This is a genomic window from Pseudomonas grimontii, from assembly GCF_007858185.1.
GTDB classification, from domain to species: Bacteria; Pseudomonadota; Gammaproteobacteria; order Pseudomonadales; family Pseudomonadaceae; genus Aquipseudomonas; species Aquipseudomonas grimontii.
In genome coordinates this window covers 71,319-90,693 of the sequence record NZ_VFES01000024.1, presented here as the reverse complement: position 1 = coordinate 90,693, position 19,375 = coordinate 71,319, and the positions used below count along the sequence as shown (strand labels likewise).

Annotated in this window: 14 protein-coding genes; 3 read left to right on the top strand and 11 right to left on the bottom strand. The window is 58.7% G+C overall.

Annotation, left to right across the window (positions count from 1 at the left end):
• Positions 1-262: 262 nt before the first annotated feature.
• The 5 genes from FIV39_RS27870 to FIV39_RS27850 all read right to left on the bottom strand — a co-directional run bounded on the left by FIV39_RS27870 (position 263) and on the right by FIV39_RS27850 (position 5,372).
• Positions 263-1,240 carry an NAD(P)-dependent oxidoreductase gene (locus FIV39_RS27870; RefSeq protein WP_090405194.1) on the bottom strand — a complete coding sequence of 326 codons (978 nt, stop codon included), beginning with the start codon at positions 1,238-1,240 and terminating at the stop codon, positions 263-265.
• Positions 1,237-2,535, bottom strand: coding sequence for an MFS transporter (locus tag FIV39_RS27865; RefSeq protein ID WP_090405191.1), 1,299 nt, complete (start codon positions 2,533-2,535; stop codon positions 1,237-1,239). The genes FIV39_RS27870 and FIV39_RS27865 overlap by 4 nt, the downstream gene beginning before the upstream one ends.
• Positions 2,536-2,580: 45 nt before the next feature.
• A complete protein-coding gene (locus tag FIV39_RS27860) occupies positions 2,581-3,522 on the bottom strand; it encodes a sugar kinase (protein ID WP_090405189.1) in 942 nt (313 codons plus the stop codon).
• The gene (locus FIV39_RS27855) at positions 3,515-4,297 is read right to left on the bottom strand and encodes a sugar phosphate isomerase/epimerase family protein (protein ID WP_090405186.1); all 783 of its coding nucleotides are present in this window, start codon (positions 4,295-4,297) and stop codon (positions 3,515-3,517) included. The genes FIV39_RS27860 and FIV39_RS27855 overlap by 8 nt, the downstream gene beginning before the upstream one ends.
• A gap of 61 nt (positions 4,298-4,358) precedes the next feature.
• Positions 4,359-5,372, bottom strand: coding sequence for a LacI family DNA-binding transcriptional regulator (locus FIV39_RS27850; protein WP_090405184.1), 1,014 nt, complete (start codon positions 5,370-5,372; stop codon positions 4,359-4,361).
• Between the two features lie 415 nt (positions 5,373-5,787).
• On the opposite strand from FIV39_RS27850, the gene FIV39_RS27845 reads away from it, so the two are divergent.
• The 3 genes from FIV39_RS27845 (at position 5,788) to FIV39_RS27835 (ending at position 12,375) form a co-directional block, all read left to right on the top strand.
• The gene (locus FIV39_RS27845; RefSeq protein WP_090405181.1) at positions 5,788-7,722 is read left to right on the top strand and encodes a hypothetical protein; all 1,935 of its coding nucleotides are present in this window, start codon (positions 5,788-5,790) and stop codon (positions 7,720-7,722) included.
• A gap of 149 nt (positions 7,723-7,871) precedes the next feature.
• The gene (locus FIV39_RS27840; RefSeq protein WP_090405178.1) at positions 7,872-9,851 is read left to right on the top strand and encodes a hypothetical protein; all 1,980 of its coding nucleotides are present in this window, start codon (positions 7,872-7,874) and stop codon (positions 9,849-9,851) included.
• A 442-nt stretch (positions 9,852-10,293) separates the two neighbouring features.
• The gene (locus tag FIV39_RS27835) at positions 10,294-12,375 is read left to right on the top strand and encodes an autotransporter outer membrane beta-barrel domain-containing protein (protein ID WP_390620717.1); all 2,082 of its coding nucleotides are present in this window, start codon (positions 10,294-10,296) and stop codon (positions 12,373-12,375) included.
• A gap of 71 nt (positions 12,376-12,446) precedes the next feature.
• Here the strand turns inward: FIV39_RS27835 and FIV39_RS27830 are convergent, their stop codons facing one another.
• From FIV39_RS27830 to FIV39_RS27805, 6 genes are all read right to left on the bottom strand, one after another.
• The gene (locus tag FIV39_RS27830; protein ID WP_090405172.1) at positions 12,447-12,869 is read right to left on the bottom strand and encodes a hypothetical protein; all 423 of its coding nucleotides are present in this window, start codon (positions 12,867-12,869) and stop codon (positions 12,447-12,449) included.
• A 92-nt stretch (positions 12,870-12,961) separates the two neighbouring features.
• A complete protein-coding gene (locus FIV39_RS27825) occupies positions 12,962-13,756 on the bottom strand; it encodes a hypothetical protein (protein ID WP_090405169.1) in 795 nt (264 codons plus the stop codon).
• A 112-nt stretch (positions 13,757-13,868) separates the two neighbouring features.
• Positions 13,869-14,468: a LysE family translocator gene (locus FIV39_RS27820; RefSeq protein WP_090405162.1), complete on the bottom strand. Its 600-nt coding sequence runs from the start codon at positions 14,466-14,468 to the stop codon at positions 13,869-13,871.
• A 54-nt stretch (positions 14,469-14,522) separates the two neighbouring features.
• Entirely contained in the window at positions 14,523-15,362 is an 840-nt protein-coding gene (locus FIV39_RS27815; protein ID WP_090405159.1) for an AraC family transcriptional regulator, read from the bottom strand.
• 72 nt (positions 15,363-15,434) lie between these two features.
• Positions 15,435-16,076, bottom strand: a complete 642-nt coding sequence (locus FIV39_RS27810; RefSeq protein WP_090405156.1) for a DUF1345 domain-containing protein — start codon at positions 16,074-16,076, stop codon at positions 15,435-15,437.
• Between the two features lie 200 nt (positions 16,077-16,276).
• Entirely contained in the window at positions 16,277-19,366 is a 3,090-nt protein-coding gene (locus FIV39_RS27805; RefSeq protein WP_090405153.1) for an efflux RND transporter permease subunit, read from the bottom strand.
• Positions 19,367-19,375 lie beyond the last annotated feature (9 nt).

Here is a 19,375-nt window from a genome sequence, read left to right as displayed (position 1 = left end):
CGGGCTTGTCCCGCGTTGGGCTGCGTAGCAGCCCCAGTAAGGAAGAACGCGGTGTATCAGACACTCTGTGGAGGCTGGTTTTGGGGCTGCTTCGCAGCCCAACGCGGGACAAGCCCGCTCGCCACAGGGGAACTCGCCAGTCTCTGAAAATTGTGTAGATGCCTATGCCCTGATGGCGGTGTGTCAGTCAACTTATCTATAACTGATCCACCGCTATCGGGGGCAAGCCCCCTCCCACAGTTGTTCTCTGTTTTGTCAGTGGTTATTGCTTCCAGGCCTCCGGATTGACCAGGTTCTTCGGTTTTTCACCCGCCAACGCCTGCAACAGATTATCCACCGCACACTTCGCCATCGCCTCCCGCGTCTCATGGGTCGCCGAGCCGATATGCGGCGTTGCCACCACATTGTTCAAACGCAGCAACGGCGAGCCGTGATCAAGCGGTTCCTTTTCGAACACATCCAACCCCGCCGCCCGAATCGTACGTTGCTGCAAGGCCTCGACCAGCGCCGCCTCGTCCACCACTTTGCCCCGCGAGATATTGATAAAGATCGTCTCCGGGCCCATCAGTGCGAATTGCTCGGCGCCGATCAGCTTCTCGGTTTCGGCGGTCAGCGGCAGTGTCAGGCAGACAAAATCGGCCTGTTGCAGCAAATCGTTAAGGCTGCGGTACTGCGCGCCAAAGCGCTGTTCCACCGCCGGCTTGGGCGAATGGCTGTGGTAGAGCACCGGCATGCCAAAACCGAAATGCCCGCGCTGGGCCAACGCTTCGCCAATGCGGCCCATGCCGATGATGCCCAGGGTCTTGCCGTGCACGTCGCTGCCAAAGTGTGACGGGCCGATATTCTTGTTCCACTGGCCGGCGCGCACCATGTCGGCCAGCTCGACCACACGCCGAGCGGTGGCGAGGATCAGCGCGAAGCCGGTGTCGGCGGTGGTTTCGGTGAGCACGTCCGGGGTGTTGCTGAGCAGGATGCCGCGTTGGGTCAGGTAGTCGATGTCGTAGTTGTCGACCCCTACGGACACACTGGCCACGGCTTTCAGGTGCGGCGCCAGGTCCAGCAACTGCGCATCCAGGCGCAGGCTGGCACCCAGCAGGCCGTGGGCAGTGGGCAGGGCGTCGCGCAGCTTGGCCAGGCCGGTCTCGTCCAGGGCGTCGATCAGCGTGACCTCGGCGTGTTCATGCAGGCGCGCCATCAACGGTGCGGAGAGTTTCTTGTACAAAACCACAGACTTTTTCATTGAGCTTTTACCTTCAATTCAAGGGTTGGCAGCGGCGCGCGTTCACGGTCACTGGCGCCGGGCTTGAGGAAAATCGTCAGCACCACCGACAGCATCAGCGCACCGCTCATCAGCAGGTACGAAGCGCCGGGCGAGCCGGTGCTGCTATTGAGGTAACCCACCAGGTAGGAGCCGCCGAACGAGCCGAGGGCGCCCATGCTGTTGATCAGTGCCATGGCGCCACCCGCAACGTTGGCGGGGAGGATTTCCGGGACGATGGCAAAAAACGGCCCGTACGGCGCATACATGCACGCCCCGGCAATCACCAGCAGGGTGTAGGACCACCAGAAGTGTTCGGCGCCCAGCACGTAGGACGCGTAGAAGGCAATGGAGGCAATCAACAGCGGCGGCCACACAAAGCGTTTACGCTTTTGCAGTTTGTCCGAACCCCAACTCACCACCAGCATGCCGATCACGGCTGCGAGATAGGGCAGGGCCGACAGCCAGCCGGCTTCGACCATGTCCATCTGCAAGCCTTTCTTGAGGATCGACGGCAGCCACAACACGAAGCCATACACGCCGATGCTCCAGCAAAAGAACTGCAGCGCCAGGATGATCACCTTGGGCGAACGGAACGCTTCGGCGTAGTTCTTCACCGCCTTGATACCGACTTGCTCGGCGGCCAGCGCGGCTTCCAGGTCTTTTTTATGTTGCTCGCTCAGCCACTTGGCGTCCGCGGGTTTTTCATCCGCGAGCTTCCACCAGATAAACGCCCACAGCACCGCCGGCAGGCCTTCGATAATGAACATCCAGCGCCAGCTGAAATGCTGCACCAGGTAGCCGGACACCACCGACATCCACAGCATGGTCACCGGGTTGCCGAGGATCAGGAAGGTATTGGCGCGCGAGCGTTCGGCACGGGTGAACCAGTGGCACAGGTACACCAGCATCGCCGGCATCACGGCGGCTTCGACCACGCCGAGCATGAAGCGAATGACGATCAGCATGTAGGCGTTGGACACCACCCCGGTCAGGGTGGCCAGGCCGCCCCAGAGGATCAGGCTGACGAAAATCAGTTTTTTAACGCTGCGTTTCTGCGCGTAGATCGCCCCCGGCACCTGGAAGAAAAAGTAGCCGAGGAAAAACAGTGCACCCAGCAGCGACGACATGCCGGGGGTGATCATCAGGTCTTCGGCCATCCCGGAGGCGGCGGCGAAGCCGTAGTTGGCGCGGTCCAGGTACGCCAGGCTGTAGGTGATAAAAACGATGGGCATGATGTACCACCAACGACGGGTGGCGAGTTTCACGGTTTCCATAGGGTTGCTCCTGAGCTTGTTGTAGTTGTGGCAACAGGGTGTGGGTCAAGCGACGGATCGGGTGGGTAACTCGGAACGGGTGGGCAAGCCTTCCATGTCGCCGCGACTTTGCACGGCGCGGCTGCCGATCCAATTGCCGCGCTGCACCGCCTCGGGGAAGCTGAGGTTTTCCAGCAAGGCGCTGATCATGCCCACGGCAAAGCCATCGCCGGCGCCAACGGTATCCACCACCTTGTCCACCGGCACGGCGGCGACGAAGCCTTGGCCCAGGTGGGTGCGGTAGTAGGCGCCTTCAGCGCCGAGCTTGATGGCCACGGCTTCGGCACCCTGGTCGAGGTAGAAGGCGGCAATATCCGCCGGGTCGTCGAAACCGGTGAGCAAACGGCCTTCGCCCAGGCCCGGCAGGACCCAGTCGGCGAGGGCGGCGAGGGCGTTGATTTCGCGGATCATCTGTTCCTGGCTGGTCCACAGCGACGGACGCAGGTTCGGGTCGAACGACACGCTGCCACCGGCGTTGCGCATCTGCGTCATCAACGCTACGGACAGCTCGCGGGTGGCCTCCGACAACGCCGGCGGAATACCGGTGGCGTGCAGATGGCGGGCTTGCAGCAGCGCCGGGCTGATGGCGTCGATGGACAGATGGCTGGCGGCCGAGCCCTTGCGGAAGTACTCCACCTGCGGGTCATCGCCGGCTTCTTCGCGGGACTTGAGCTGAAAACCGGTGGGGTGCAACGGGTCGACCGCCACATGCCGGCAGTCCAGGCCTTCTTTTTGGAGCGTGTCGACCACAAAACGCCCGAGGGAATCATTGCCCACCCGGCTCAGCCAGGCGACGTTGAAGCCCAGGCGCGACAGGCCGATGGCAACATTGCTGTCGGCGCCGGCAATGCGTTTGTGAAACTGCGCCACCTGGGCCAGGTCGCCGGTCTGCTCGGCGACAAACATCGCCATGGTTTCGCCAAACGACAGAATATCGATCTCAGACATGGGCGTTCTCCGCACGGGGTTGGCCAAGGAGCGCGAGGGCCGCCACTTGCTGCGCGGTGACGTCGACCAGGTCATCGCCCTGCAACGGGAATTCCACCGCCCGGGTAATACCTTGAGTCATGTGCTTGAGCAGTTGTTCCCACAGATGCAGGTCGGTGGCGCCGGGCGGCAGTGCCACCAGCTTGCCGTCCGCGCGACGCGCCACGGCTTTGCAGTGCAGGTAGTCCACGTGCCGGCCCAGTAGGCGTGCGGCGGTCAGCGCGGATTGGTCCTGCCACTGCCAGTTGCCGATATCGAAGGTCATCTTCACCGGCAGACCCAGGCGTTCGACCTCAGTGAAAAACCGTTGCATCGGCTCGATCCGCCCGCCGTGCAGGGTCTGATCGTTTTCCACCAGCAGCTGGACGGGGTGGCGGTTGAGCAGGGCGTGCAGGCTTTCCAGGTCGTTGGTGTCGGTGAAGTAGCCGAGGGAGACTTTCAGCCAGCGCGCACCAAAGGCCTGGGCGCGGTCCAGGGTCGCGTTCAGTTCGGCATTCGGCTGGGCACGGCCGGCGATCCATAATTCCAACGGCGATGAGAACACCGCTTCCAGGCCCTGCTCGGCAGCAGCCAGGGCCAGTTGGGCGGGTTGCTCGCTGGTCAGCAGTTCTTCACGCCACTCGATGCGCTGGGCACCGGCGGCGGCCAGCAGTTCGACAAAACTCAATTGGCCCTGCTGGCGGACCAGGTCGGCGCCGTAGCTGGAAAGGCTGATGGAGACGGGGTATTTATGCATTGTTGTTTACCTCTGAAACCGGTTTCATTTTTTGACGTTAAATGTCTAATTGACTCTACGTCTAGGGGCGCTGGGTTGAGCCTCGGATGATCAACTGGGGCAAAAAATCCAGGGTGCGGGTCGGCGCCGTGTCACCGCGCAACCGCTTGAGTAAGCAGTCGAATGCACTGGCACCAATCGCTTCGGTGGGTTGGGCGAGGGCGGTGATGCCAGTGCCTACCAGCGGGTACCAATCCAGGTCATCCAGGGCGACCAGCCCCACGTCGTCGAACAGGTTGCAACCCAACGTCTTGAGCGCACGGGTGCAGGCCAGCGCGGTGATGCCGTTGGCACAAAACAGGGCCTTGGGGCCGGGTTTGGCGAGAAAGTGTTGTAGACGACTTTGCAGTTCGTCATCCAATTCCACGATGGCACCGGTCAATGCCGGGCGGCGGGCGATTTCGTTCTTGAAGCTGGCCAGGCGTTCCAGGCGTGAGCTGGTGCCATCGGTGGCTTCGCTCACCAGCAACACATCGCGATAACCCTGCTGCTCCAGATGCTCCACCGCCATGCGCACCGCCGCCGCGTTATCCAGCCCCACCAGGTCGCTGTGCAGCGGCTCGACCTTGCGGTCCACCAACACCAGAGGCATTTCCCGCTGCAGCTCCAGCAGTTGGTCGAGGTGATGGCCGAGGGTATTCACGATCAGCCCTTCGATGTTGTACGAACGCAGCGCCGCCAAATGCTGGCGCTCCTGCTCGTCGTCGCGGTCGGTGTTGCACACCACCAGGCTGTAGCCGTGCTGGCGGCAGGCGGTTTCGACGCCGTGCATCACGGCAATGGAGTAGGGGTTGCGGATGTCGGCCACCAGCATGCCGATCAGGCGCGTGCGGCCACGTTTCAAACCACGGGCCATCTGGTTGGGGCGGTAGCCGAGCTGTTCGATGGCTTGCTCGATGCGCAAGGCAATGGCATCGGAGAGCAGGGCGCGGTCGTCACCGATAAAGCGCGACACACTGGCCTTGGACACGCCGGCGTGTTGAGCGACGTCGAGCATGGTGACGCGGGTGCGTTGGGCGGCGGAAAAAGGGGTCACGGTCGCGGGCCTTTCTTATTGGAATTGTGCTGATGACTAATCTGAAACCGGTTTCAGGAGACACCATGTTTATGCATGTGGTCAAGCGGTGGGACGTTGATCACAGAGCAAAAAGCGACAGACGGCGCTGGTTACCTGTTAGTTCTGACAGTATTCAGGCCGCCAATTCAAGCGTTTAATTTGCTTCAGGAAGGTCTCTTTACGGAAGTTGGTAAACAGGTCGTTTATAGGTCGGTGGAGCCATTCATGGCGAGTTTCAGAGCCCACGGTGGTGAATTGTCCTGGCATCACCTAAGTCGTTTTTTCGGCTCTATACCATCGCCCATTCGACTGGCGGCTGATGCGAAAGGCCGGGTATTGCCAGAGCGGTGCTGTTCACGTTGCTCGAATCAGGCGCGGAGAAAATGAAATGCCCATGAAAAATGTGACTGTGACGGGTTTTGACACTCCCAATTTGATGGCGCCGGAATATCCTGATGCGCTTAATGGGCACGATGGGAAGATTGATCGGCTGTTATATGATGCAAGTAACGGGCTGCGTTTTTTGATGCAGACATGGAAGGCACCGGATGACGATGACTATGTCACCATTGAGTGGAGCCCCGTTGGAGTTAACCTATGGACAGAGCTGGATACGCTCCACTTTCCTTCGCAAATCACAACGCCGACGGTCGAGCGTGTAATCCCTGCGACCATACTTAACCACGGGCGATATGAGTTCAGGTACAAGGTTAAAAATGGATCGGCAGGCGAATATACCGATTTCTCACATGCCAGCTTGGCCGACATCGACCTGTTTGGTCCGTTCAAACGATTGGGCAACTCAGTAAAACCGCCTTTTGTTAAGTTTCCCGATTTTCTCGCGAACGCCACAGACATCATCACTCAGACGGTGATTGATACAAATCCTAACTTTACATTTGAGGTGCACTCTTACGCTGACTGGGAAGCCGGCGACCGGGTTCGTTATTGGTTCACACAAGATACCCCCGCCGACAATGGGCCTCCCCTGAACACCTTGCCTATTGCGGCCGAAGGTCGTGAGATTGATCTGCCCAATACTTTTTTCAACGACCCATTGGTGCTGGATGGCACTTGGTTTTTTGTCTATCAGTTGATTGATGCCGCTGGCAACGAAAGCGAGTTGTCCCGGACTCAGGGGCGCATACTAAAGCGCGGTTCGAGTTTGGCCCTTGACCCATTGATTGTTCGCGAGATTATTCAGAACGGGCTGATCGATATTCCCGAACTGCAAGCCGGTGTCAGGGTGGCGATTCCTCAGTATGTATACCAGTTCGGTGACCAGGCCATCATTCGGTGGGGGAGTCAGAGCTACGGTCCTGTCACGTTGAGTGGCGTGTTTGATTTTGAAGTTTCCTTTCCGGCTCAACTGATTATCGATGAGTTCGGCGCGAGTACCTTGCCTGTCAGTACTTCGACAACCTATACGATACTACGCAGTGGCGGTCCAAGTTCCCCACTGATGCCCACCCACATTCTTGTGAATCTGTGGGTGCCGGGGCCCCTCCCACCAAAACCAGGCGAAGAAAATCCACATCTTCCCTCTGTACATCTGGTCGGCCCGGCGTCCCATCCCGTTCGTGATTACTTGACCAAAGCAGACTTCGATAGTGCCGCTGCGATAGTCGCGCAAATCACTTTATGGATAACGCCGTCTCCGCGAATGAACGACATTATCAACGTGTACTGGGCTAATACATCACTTCTGGTTGGTACGCATAAGCTTGGTTTGGAGGCGCCCGGTGAACCCATTGAGATCGGCCTGGACAAGACCGTATTGGCCTCGTTGGGCAGTGGCTTCAATGACCTGTTCTATACCGTCAGCGAGCCAGGTTCCTCGAACGAAAATCTGTCGCAGTCCACGTCTGTCGAGTTGGATATTACAGCGCCGGTGTCTTTCTCGCGACCCGAGGCGCCGGATGCGGTCAACGGCTTGTTCAATTGCCAAAGTAATCCCAAAATCTGGGAGGGCGTACGAATAAAGATAAATAAACACACCGCGATCAAGCCCGGTAACGAAATACGTTTGAAGTGGATCGGAACAACGGGGTATGCCGGAGGCGGAGAGGTCATCCCTGAAACGGTCAAAGAGTTTAAAGAGAACTGGACTGACGCTGACGAAGCGGTGGGCTTCCATATTTTCGTTATTCCCTATCAGCCCTATACGCAGCCATTGAAAAATAATGCAGGAGGGAGTGCGAGTTTTAGTGTCTGGAGAGGAACTATCCTAATCGGTGAATCTATTTCGCCGCGCTATTTGAAGTTTGATCGGGCTTTTCCAACCAATCCGATCACTTATTGTGGCCCGGATGGGACCGGCCCCGAATAAAGATAAACCTATCTGCAGCATATATCTTCAATACATGCGACGAAGAATTTGCGTTGGCTTGTGTAATACCTGGCGTCTGTGGTGCCAAGTAGTGGGTGTTGCTAGAGCGTCACTCTTCAAGTCGCTTCAATCAGGCAGGAGAAATTGAAATGCCCACTAAAAAAAGCAAGCATGTGGTTGTGGCGGGTTTTGACGACCCTAATTTGAGCTCACCTGAATACCCCGATGCACTCAATGGTACGAGCGGAAAAATTCACCGTCCGGGGCTCGATGCCAATAACGGGTTGAGGTTTTTGATGCGCACATGGGGGGCGCCGGACGACGATGATTACGCCACTATTGAGTGGAGTCCGGACGGGATAGACACTTGGACGGTACTGTGGACTATCCACTTTCCCGCCGAGATTACAACGCCAACCGTTGAGCGTGTTATCCCGATGAGTCTACTCAATCATGGCAAGTACGAGTTCAGGTATAAAGTCAAAAATGGGATTGGAGGGGTATACACCGACTTTTCTGAGACGAGCATGGCTGATATTGATTTGTTCGGACCGTTTAAGCGGTTGGGCAGCGCATTAAAACCCCCTAAGGTAAAGTTTCCCGATTTTATCGAGACATCCGCAGACATCATCACCCAAGTGGTGATTGATACGAACCCTGAGTTTACATTTGAGGTACTCCCTTACGATGATTGGGAGAGCGGTGACGGGGTTCGTTATTGGTTCACCCAGGATAACCCCGCCGACAATGGACCTCCCCTGAACACGTTACCCATTCCGGCAGGAGGTCTTGAGATTGATCTACCCAATACCTTTTTCGCCAACCCCGATGTGCTGGATGGTATTTGGTTTTTTGTCTATCAGTTGATCGATGGCGCTGGCAACGTTAGCGAGTTGTCCCGGACGGAGGGACGCATACTCAAGCGCAGCAACGGGCTGATCCTTACGCCATTGATCATTCGCGAAAACACACCAGATGGGCTGATCGATATTCCTGAGTGGGAAGCCAATGTCGTGGTGGCGATTCCAGCTTACGCGTACCAGCCTGGCGATCACGTCACCATCAGGTGGGGTAGCCAGAGCCATGGACCCATTCCGCTTAATGGTGTATTCGATTTTGATATCACGCTACCGAATCAACTGATCCTCGACGAGTTCGGCACAAGTACGGAGGCCGTCACGACCTCGGCAACGTACGAAATACATCAAAATGGTGGCACGGACCGCCCACCCACCGCCACGGATATTGATGTGAACCTGTGGGCGCCTGGCCCCACCCCTCCTTTGCCTGGTGAAGAAAACCCTGACCTCGGTGAGGTAGAGTTGATGGGCCCGGCATCGGATCCCGTACCCAATCTCCTGGTCAAAGCTGACTTCGATGCCGCAGGCGCGATAGTGGCGCGCATCACCCTATGGACAACACCGTCACCGCGAATGAACGACATTATCAGGGTGTACTGGGGTAGCAAATCGCTTCAGGTGGGTGAGCTTACCCTCGGTTCAGAAGCGCCTGGTGCAGGCATTGTGATTGAGTTGGACAAGACTGCGCTGGCCACGTTGGGCAACGATAGCCATGACCTGTTCTATACCGTCAGTGAGCCAGATTCCCTGAATGGCAATTTGTCCCCGTCTACGTCTGTCCAGGTGGATGATGCGATCGAGCACATCATGGATCCTGCGGAGTTCCGCAATGTACAAAGTTGGTCCGGAGACCCACGTGGGCGCCTCAATTGCGTTTCGGTCAAGGGGGGGCCGGAGCTGCCATGGACAGACAGGTATCTCGAGGTATGGATTCCTCCAAATTCCGACTATTTCAAAGAAGGCGTTGACGTGATCATCGAGTTCCATGGCGCAGAAGGCTTGAACGGTGATTTACCGGCAATTGGAAGCACGACAGGTTCACGGACAATTACGCTCGATGAAACTACAGCGGAGCAGGGTTTCATGTTCCACTACGGCCCTTACGTCCCGTTCCTAAAGCCTATCGAGGGGTATACGCCGCCCTTCGCATCCTCTTGGTTGCGGTACTCCATCAATCATGGTGGGACCTGGGCGCGATCTGTGCCCGCAGTGATACCCGTGAGGATGTACTCAGCCAACAACACTTGTGATACTTCGGGCCTGCCTTAGGGGCGGACTGAGTATTCACGTTCAGCACTGTTTGTGAGTACTTAGGTTGAAACGCTGGAAGGGTGTCGGAGAGGGATTTTCCGACGCCCTTTTTCTTTTGGTTTTGTCCCGTCTTTCCATTCTGTTCTTCAGATTTATCCTACTTACCCTTACTCCTGCCAACTATAACCTCGCGGCCTCTACAGGTCTGGCTCCACTCCTTGGGAACGAGCCATGCCATTGATTCAGGCATATCAGTCAAAGCGAGTGTTACAGCATGTCCATCAAACAACTTTTTAAACTTTCACCTTTAAGTGCCGCCATCAAAGTTCCCTCGCTGGGACTGCTCCTGGCTGTAGCGGCACAGGCGCATGCCGCGCATGAAGTGGTAGGGCCTGGCGAGTCGAAAACTATTGGATCGGGAGAGACGATAAAGGACTGGGCTCTTCTGAAGGGCTCTGCCTTGACCGTTAACGGCGCTACCACTGGTGCGATTCATGGTATTGGTGCGCAATTGACCGTTAACAGCGCAAGTACCATCGAACGCATCGTCGCCCAGGAGGGCTCGACGGTGACGATAGGCGGCGCCACCGTCAAATTCGATGGCGCGAATGCTGCGGCCATGGAACTGACCGATGGCGTCGCAACGATTTCCGGTAGCCATTTGGAAGGTACTCAGTCCATTGGCCTGGTACTCAACACTTACGGAGGTGGCGCGAGTGGTTCTCGTGCCGACGTTTTCGATAGCACGATCAAGGGCGCCCAAGCGGGTGCTTCGGTCACCCAATTGGGTGTGCTGAATTTGCACGACACCCTGGTGCAAGGTACTGCCGCCGGCAGCACAGGTGTTTCATTGCTCGGCGGTTCTGCCGTGGCCCAGGGCAGCACGTTGGTTGGTGAACAGAACGGCGTACGAATTACCCGCGCGGCAGGCGTAACCGGTGATGGGACGCTGGTGTTGGATCGGTCGACAGTTGAAGGCAAGACGGGTGCAGCCATTCAGGTCGCCGGGAGGCCGGGCCGCGTGCCGACCGCAACCATTGAAGTGAACAACGGTTCTCAACTGATTGGAGGCAACGGTAACTTGCTGGAAGTGACCGGTGGCGCCACCGGTAACATGAGCGTCAGCAACAGCCATCTAAATGGCAATGTGCTCGTCGAAGCGGGTAGCCATGCCAACCTGAGCTTGCAGAATAACGCTTCGCTCACGGGAGCCCTGCTGAACGTCGATAGCCTCAGTATTGGGGATCACTCCTACTGGAACCTGACCGGCAATAGCCTGGTCGGGGCGCTGGATCTTGCTGGCGGTACGGTGAAGTTTGGGGCGGCCGATGCTTTCTACCAGTTGAACCTGGACACCTTGAGTGGCAACGGCACGTTTGTGATGGGTGCAGATTTTGCTGCAGGGTTGAACGACTTCCTCAACATTGCAGGAGACGCCACCGGTCAACACAGCTTGCTGGTCGCCAGCAGCGGCCTGGAGCCTGTATCGCCGGGCGATGTACACATTGTTCACACCGGCGGCGGAGACGCTGAGTTTTCCCTGGTGGGCGGTGCGGTCGATATCGGTGCCTGGTCCTATGGGCTCAAGCAGGATGGCAACGATTGGTTCCTGGACCCAAGTGCGCGCACGATCAGCCCAGGTACGCGTTCGGTGCTGGCCTTGTTCAACACGGCGCCGACCGTGTGGTACGGCGAGATGACCTCGTTGCGCAGCCGCATGGGTGAGTTGCGTCACAACGGTGCCCAGGCGGGTGGCTGGATCCGCAGTTATGGCAACAAGTACTCGGTATCCGATGCCAACGGTGTGGGTTCCAAACAAACCCAGCGTGGTTTCTCCCTGGGTGCAGATACGCCAATGGGTGAAGACAGCGAATGGCTGGTGGGGGTCATGGCGGGGCACAGCAATTCCGACCTGGACCTGAGCCGTGGCACATCCGGTACCGTCAAGAGTTACTACGCTGGCCTCTACGCAACATGGGTGGATGAGGAGAGCGGGTATTACTTCGACGGTGTGGTGAAGGCCAACCGGTTTGAGAATGACTCCAAGGTTGGACTAAGCGATGGTGCCCAAGCCAAGGGCAACTACGGTACTAACGGTATCGGTGGCTCTGTGGAGGTGGGTCGCAATATCAAGTTGGACAATGACTTCTTCGTCGAGCCATTTGCCCAAGCGTCCACGGTCGTCGTCAAGGGTAAGAGCTACACATTGGACAATGGTCTGCAAGCCAAGGGTGAAAATACACAGTCGGTGTTGGGCAAGTTGGGCGTGACGGTGGGGCGTGATTTCGTGATGGACAGTGGCAGCGTCGTTCAGCCTTACTTGCGAACGGCGGTGGCGCATGAGTTTGCCAAGGACAACAAAGCTTCGGTCAACGGCCACGTGTTCAACAATGATCTGTCGGGGTCGCGTGCTGAACTCGGTGCAGGCGTGGCAGTGTCCATGTCACAAAACCTGCAATTGCATGCCGACTTCGAACACAGCAAAGGTAAGCATGTGGATCAGCCTTGGGGGTTGAACGTGGGTGCACGTTACTCCTGGTAACTCATTGTGACGCAGGCAAAAAGGAAGCTTCGGCTTCCTTTTTGCCTTGGGGGCTGCTCCTGCAATAGGGTTCAACCGAAGCTGAACAGAAAATCAACGGTAAACACCCGTCCGTCACCGTCTTCTTTCGTGATCCCGCCAGCGAGACCGCCACTGACATGCCTATTGTCTGCGTCAACCTCAATCAGATCGAGCAGGCCCTGACCCACATATTTAAGCAGGGGATCTTCCAGATGAGTGGTGCTGTAGGTGATGGCAATGCCCGGATGGTCTTGCAGTTTGTATACGCCTTTTTTGTAGGTCTCGGGTATATCGAGCTGAATCTTGTAGGTGGTTCCCCCAGCATCGATTTTGCTTCCGAACATCCGCCACTTTCCGTTTATGAGTTCGATTGAAAAGACTTTTGCTGTGAAGTCTTCGTGATGGACTTCGCCTTTGAGGTATTGAATGGCGACAGTCGATTTATTTTTAGGTTTTTGCGAAGTGATTGACATGGAAGTGTCTCCTTGAGTTTGGTATTGCAGATCACGCGCAAGGCACACTGCTTAGCCTGGACAACCACGTAGAAAAGTTGGGTAGTGCTACATCAGACTTTCAGTTTCAGTGAAACATCGTCGAAATAAGTAGCGCCGGTTTCACCAATCAATATGACGCCGCATCCCGTCGTTCCGGCCGGCATGATCAACTCTCGCGAATGTACCGTCCAGTTGGATGTGGTGAGTGTTATCTCTGGGAGTACGCCAATCGGCTGCAGTTGAAAAACCACACGTCCGGTACCTGAGAAGTCGCTGCGTGAGCGCACGGAGAATTCGTAGGTTTGACTGGCGGTGACACTGACGTTTTGCCGAGCCTGCCCGCCCACGGCCGCTTCCAGGGTCTCGCCGTCAAAATGAGCACGGCTCCCAATCGGTGAGGCCGAGGTATCCCAAAAGCTGAGGCGCTCAGTAAAGTCGCCATTTCTGATCAGCTCCGGATGACCAGGCGCCGTTCCATTCGATGATAAGTGCATTTCATCGGCGTGAACCTCCCCCGCATTCCCGATAACCGCGACAGTAATAAATTGCGTGTTGACAGGTGGGGTGTAGTCGATCTGCTGTTGCGTCCACACATGGAAGCTGTCCAGCACAATACGTTCATCTGTGGCAGGCGGATTTGGCCGGATGAGAAGCTCGCCACGGCCTTTGAACAGTACTTGGGTCCATAGGCGAAGCGTGTAAGAGGTCAAGGGGATGATATTGATTACCTGAGAAGCTTGCCCTGTGATGACGCGACAGGATTGCCCGGCGTAATCGACATTTCCCACTGTGTCCCAGTACTTTCCGTTATCGGTGAAGCTGCCGTTAAGTATCATGTTACTCGTCAGGGCGCGTGGTGCAGACATGTTTATCTCCGGCAGTTCGGCGAGTGGTGCACCTATTGCGCGCCATAAGCCAGCCGGTGACAACTGTCAAAAGTAACAGGTACCACCTACCACTCATCGGATTCGCCGCTGCTTATAGCCATGCAGCTAACCACGCAGAGCCCAGTAAGAGCGCTGCCATGCATCGATTGAACCGTTGCATTGCGTTTGCCGACCGAAACACTCTGCTCGACCCGGCTCCCAGCAGCGCCCATGTCAGCAGGCACGGCAGCGAAACCCCAAAAAACACCAACGACAGCACCAGCACATGTGCCTGGCGCTCATTACCCTGGCCGGCAAACACACTGACTACCGCCAAGGCCATCATCCAGGTCTTGGGATTGACCAGTTGCAGGCCGGCGGCGCCGACCAGGCCGAGGCGTTTTCGTGGGTTGTCGGGATCAATGGCCTGCGCCGGCTCGTGGAAGATCTGCCAGGCCAGGTAGCTCAGCCAGGCGATGCCGCCCCATTGCATGGCGCTCTGGACCTTGGGCAGATGCACCAGGGATTCACCGAGCCCCGAGCCCACGGCCAGCACAATCCCCGCCGCACCCGCGCAAGCCCCGAAGATGATCGGCAAGGCTGCCCTGAGCCCATAGCGCGCGCTGTTACTGAGCACCAGAATATTGGTCGGGCCCGGGGTGATGGAGGCGACGAAGGCGAACACGATAAACGGCAGGAGGGTGGACGGCATGCAGGAAGACTCCAATGAACAGATCAGTGGCGTCAATCTTCACCAGCGCGGGTGTCAGTTGTCTGGAAGATTTGAGCAGCGCCTGCGGTACGCCGCCGGTGTCAGGCCATAGGCGCGCATGAACCAGCGGCCCAAGTGACTTTGGTCGGCAAAGCCCAATTTCATCGCCACGTCGGTGGGTTGTTCACCTGCGGCCAACAATTGGCGGGCGCGGGCCAGGCGCAATTGCACCAGATAGGCATGGGGTGGCAGGCCAAAGGCACTCTTGAAGGCACGGTTCAGGCGGAAGCGGTCGACGCCGCAGGCCAGGGCCAGTTCGTCCATGCCGACATCGTGATGCAGGTGGGCGTGCAGGTATTCGCGGGCCTTATGGGCGACCAGTGGCAAGCGTGGATCGTCACGGTAGCGCGTGCGCCACGCCAGGTGACCGGTGAGGCGCTCGAGCAATTGATCCATGGCACGTTGGCGCACGATGCGCAATTCACCGCTGTGCAGGGTCTGGAACGCCTGGCTGGTGGCGATGGCCAGGCGTGGATCGCTGGTCAAGGTCGTGGCGAAACCCAGCTGGCTGTCGAGCGGCGCCTCTTCGAACACCGCACTCACTTCCCGCGCCAGCCACTGCGGGTCGAGGTACAGCATATGGTAGGTAAAGCCGTCCGCCGTGGGCGCGTCGCCGTCATGCAATTCACCGGGTTCCACCAGGAACACCTGGCCGGGCACGCTGTTGTGGCGGGCCCTGCGGCAGTTGAACTGCTGCACGCCTTGTTCGGTGACGCCGATCAGGTAGCTGTCATGCCAGTGCGGGTCGTAGGCGTGGCCCTCGAAATGCGCGCGCAGGGTCTCGATGCCGGTGTCGGCGTCCTGGGACAAATCGATCCAATTATGCGCAGCCATAAAGCACCGGGACGGAATGTGTAAGGGTATTAGCGCCCACCGACACCTGAGCGTCTAGAAGGTTTGTGCAGCCTAGCCGAACAGCCCGGCGGCGATGTTGATCGAGAACCCCAGGATGGCCGTGTTGAACAGAAAACCGATCAGCGACTGACCCAGCACCACCTTGCGCATGCCCCGGGTGGCGACGCCGACGTCAGAGGTTTGCACCGCCACGCCGATGGTGAAGGAGAAATACAGGAAGTCCCAGTAGTTAGGCGTCAACAGCCCTTCGGCAAACCGCAACGCCGGCTCCTTGCCATCCCAGGTGTAGTAGAGGCGGGCGTAATGCACGCTGAAAATAACCCCGATCAACAGCCATGAACCGATCACCGTCAGCCCGGTAACGCCGTAGTGCAGCAGGCGCTCGGAAGTGGCCAGGTCTTTACTGCCCACCAGTTCGAAGGTGATGGTGGCCAGGCTCGCGATAGCGGCGATGCACACGGTGAACAGCACCAGCCCGGCGTTTTCGTCCTCGATTTCGGCGATGCGCTTTACATCGTCGGCCCTGGCGCGGCTGGTCAGCCACAGCATCAGCACCAGGTAAGTCCAGACTCCAGCGTTCCAGCCGATGAGGATCTTGCTCACGAGCGTTTCGGCCGGTATCAGGATGCCTACGGCAAGGCCGAGCACGGCGGCGGCGGAGAGGCGAGGGTGGGTGCGGGCGAGGAAGGGCATGGCAGCTCACAGATGGTTACATGTGAGCACCTTAGCGCATTTTTTGTGGCGAGCGGGCTCGCCCCGCGTTGGGCGGCGAAGCAGCCCCAAAACATAACCCCGGACCTGCCTGGCACACTGCAGCGCTCTTATTGGGGCTGCTGCGCAGCCCAACGCGGGGCAAGCCCGCTCGCCACAGTTACAGTGTCCCCCAAAAAGCCTTAGCGTTTTTTGCGCACCAGTTTCATGACCACCACAAAGAACACCGGCACAAACACCACCGCCAACGTCGCCGTGATCATCCCGCCAATCACCCCGGTACCAATCGCCTGCTGGCTCGCCGAACTGGCACCGGTGGCAATCGCCAGAGGCACCACGCCGAGGATAAACGCCAGCGAGGTCATGATGATCGGTCGCAACCTGAGGCGTGCGGCTTTCAGGGTGGCGTCGATCAGGTCTTCGCCCTGGTCGTACAGGTCCTTGGCGAACTCGATGATCAGGATCGCGTTCTTCGCCGACAAGCCGATGATGGTGATCAGGCCGACCTTGAAGAACACATCGTTGGGCATGCCCCTCAAGGTCACCGCCAGCACCGCACCGAGCACGCCCAGCGGCACCACCAGCAGCACTGAAGTCGGGATCGACCAGCTTTCATACAGCGCCGCCAGGCACAGGAACACGATCAGCAGCGACAGGCCCAACAGGATTGGGGCCTGGGAGCCGGACAAACGTTCCTGCAACGACAACCCGGTCCACTCCTGGCCCAGGCCCGCCGGCAGTTGGCTGACCAGGCGCTGGATTTCTTCCATCGCCTCGCCGGTGCTATGCCCCGGTGCCGCCTCGCCGGAAATGGCGATGGCGGGGTAGCCGTTATACCGCGTCAGTTGCGCCGGGCCCTGGGTCCATTTGGCTTCGACAAACGCCGACAGCGGTACCATCTTTCCATACTTGTTGCGCACGTGGATCTTCATCAAATCCGCCACCTGGCTGCGCTGGTCACCTTCGGCCTGCACCACCACGCGCTGCATGCGGCCCTGGTTGGGGAAGTCGTTGATATAGGCCGAGCCGATGGCCGAAGACAGCACGTTGCCGACATCGGCAAACGAAACGCCCAGCGCGTTGGCCTGCTTGCGGTCGACCTCAAGCTGCACTTGCGGCGCCTCGGCCAGGGCACTTTCGCGCACGTTGGTCAGGATCGGGCTTTTTCCGGCGGCGTCGAGCAACTCGGTACGTGCCGCCATCAACGCCGCATGGCCAACACCGCCGCGATCCTGCAGGCGGAACTCGAAACCGCTGGAGGTGCCCAGGCCATCCACGGGAGGCGGCAGGACCGCATAGGCGATCGCGTCCTTGAGCTCGCTGAAGGCCATGTTGGCGCGGTCGGCAATCGAGGCGGCGGAGTCATCGCTGCCGCGTTCCGACCAGTCCTTGAGCGTAGTAAACGCCAGCGCGGCGTTTTGCCCGGAGCCGGAGAAGCTGAAACCCATGATCATGGTGGTGTCACCCACCCCTGGCTCCCCGGCGTTGTGCGCTTCGATCTGCTCGGCCACCTGCACCGTGCGGTTCTTGCTCGCGCCGGGGGGCAGTTGGATGTCGGTGATGGTGTAGCCCTGGTCTTCCACCGGCAGGAACGAGGAGGGCAGGCGACTGAACATCAGCCCCAGGCCCACCAGCAATACCAGGTAGATCAGCAGGTATCGCCCGCTACGCTTGAGCGCATAGGCCACCCAACCTTCGTAGCGGTCGCTGAGTTGCTCGAAGCGTTTGTTGAACCAGCCGAAGAACCCGCCCTTGGCATGGTGCTCGCCCTTGGCGATCGGTTTGAGCAGGGTGGCGCACAGGGCTGGCGTCAAGGTCAGGGCGAGGAAGGCCGAGAACAGGATCGAGGTGGCCATCGACAGCGAGAACTGCTGGTAGATCACCCCCACCGAGCCTGCCATGAAGGCCATCGGCAGGAACACCGCGACCAGCACCAGGGTAATGCCGACGATGGCGCCGGTGATCTGGCCCATGGCTTTCTTCGTCGCGTCCTTGGGCGATAGGCCCTCGGTGACCATGATCCGTTCGACGTTCTCCACTACCACGATGGCGTCGTCCACCAGGATGCCGATGGCCAGCACCATGCCGAACATGGTCAGCACGTTGATCGAGAAGCCCAGCAACAGCATGGTGGCGAAGGTGCCCATCAGCGCAATCGGCACCACCAGCGTCGGGATCAGCGTGTAGCGCACGTTCTGCAGGAACAGGAACATCACCGCAAACACCAGCGCCATCGCTTCGAGTAGGGTATAGACCACCTTGGTGATCGAGACCTTGACGAACGGCGAGGTGTCGTACGGGATCTTGTATTCCACATTGGCCGGGAAATAGCGCGACAGTTCGTCCATCTTCGCCCGCACCAGGGTCGCGGTGTTCAGCGCATTGGCGCCCGGCGCCAGTTGCACGCTGACGGCGGTGGACGGCTTGCCGTTCAGGCGTGTGGAGAACTGGTATTCCTGGCTGCCCACTTCTACCCGCGCCACATCGCCGATGCGTACGGTGGAACCGTCCGGGTTGGCCTTGAGCACAATGTCGGCGAATTCCGCCGGCGTGGACAGCTGGCCCTTGACCAGGATCGCGGCGGTGATTTCCTGGGTCCTGGTGCCCGGCAAATCGCCGATGCTACCGGCCGAGACCTGGGCGTTCTGCGCGCTGATCGCGGCATTCACATCGGCCGGCGTGAGGTTGAAGCCGATCAGCTTCTGCGGGTCGATCCAGATGCGCATGGCGCGTTCGGCGCCATACAACTGCGCCTTGCCCACCCCGTCCAGGCGCTTGAGTTCGTTCATCACGTTGCGCGCCAGGTAATCGCTGAGCGCCACGTCGTCGAGCTTGCCGTCACTGGAGGTGAGGGTGACCAGCAGCAGGAAGCCGGCGGAGACTTTCTCCACCTGCAAACCTTGCTGGGTCACCGCTTGGGGCAGGCGTGGCTCCACCGCCTTGAGGCGGTTTTGCACATCGACCTGGGCCATTTCCGGGTGGGTGCCGGGCTGGAACGTGGCGGTAATCGTCGCCGAGCCGAGGCTGCTCTGGGATTCGAAATACAGCAGGTGATCGGCGCCGTTGAGCTCCTGCTCGATCAGGCTGACCACACTTTCATCCAGGGTCTGGGCCGAGGCGCCCGGGTACACCGCGTAGATTTCCACCTTCGGCGGCGCAACGTTAGGGTACTGCGCCACCGGCAACTGCGGGATGGCCAGCAAACCGGCCAGCAGGATAAACAGGGCGACCACCCAGGCGAAGATCGGGCGATCAATAAAGAACTGCGGCATTGTCAATGA

Coding starts and splice junctions, on each gene's coding strand:
- FIV39_RS27815 (WP_090405159.1), bottom strand. CDS start 15,362: ATGGCTGCGCATAATTGGATCGATTTGTCCCAGGACGCCGACACCGGC.
- FIV39_RS27830 (WP_090405172.1), bottom strand. CDS start 12,869: ATGTCAATCACTTCGCAAAAACCTAAAAATAAATCGACTGTCGCCATT.
- FIV39_RS27855 (WP_090405186.1), bottom strand. CDS start 4,297: ATGCATAAATACCCCGTCTCCATCAGCCTTTCCAGCTACGGCGCCGAC.
- FIV39_RS27810 (WP_090405156.1), bottom strand. CDS start 16,076: ATGCCCTTCCTCGCCCGCACCCACCCTCGCCTCTCCGCCGCCGCCGTG.
- FIV39_RS27825 (WP_090405169.1), bottom strand. CDS start 13,756: ATGTCTGCACCACGCGCCCTGACGAGTAACATGATACTTAACGGCAGC.
- FIV39_RS27805 (WP_090405153.1), bottom strand. CDS start 19,366: ATGCCGCAGTTCTTTATTGATCGCCCGATCTTCGCCTGGGTGGTCGCC.
- FIV39_RS27840 (WP_090405178.1), top strand. CDS start 7,872: ATGCCCACTAAAAAAAGCAAGCATGTGGTTGTGGCGGGTTTTGACGAC.
- FIV39_RS27845 (WP_090405181.1), top strand. CDS start 5,788: ATGAAAAATGTGACTGTGACGGGTTTTGACACTCCCAATTTGATGGCG.
- FIV39_RS27870 (WP_090405194.1), bottom strand. CDS start 1,240: ATGAAAAAGTCTGTGGTTTTGTACAAGAAACTCTCCGCACCGTTGATG.
- FIV39_RS27860 (WP_090405189.1), bottom strand. CDS start 3,522: ATGTCTGAGATCGATATTCTGTCGTTTGGCGAAACCATGGCGATGTTT.
- FIV39_RS27865 (WP_090405191.1), bottom strand. CDS start 2,535: ATGGAAACCGTGAAACTCGCCACCCGTCGTTGGTGGTACATCATGCCC.
- FIV39_RS27820 (WP_090405162.1), bottom strand. CDS start 14,468: ATGCCGTCCACCCTCCTGCCGTTTATCGTGTTCGCCTTCGTCGCCTCC.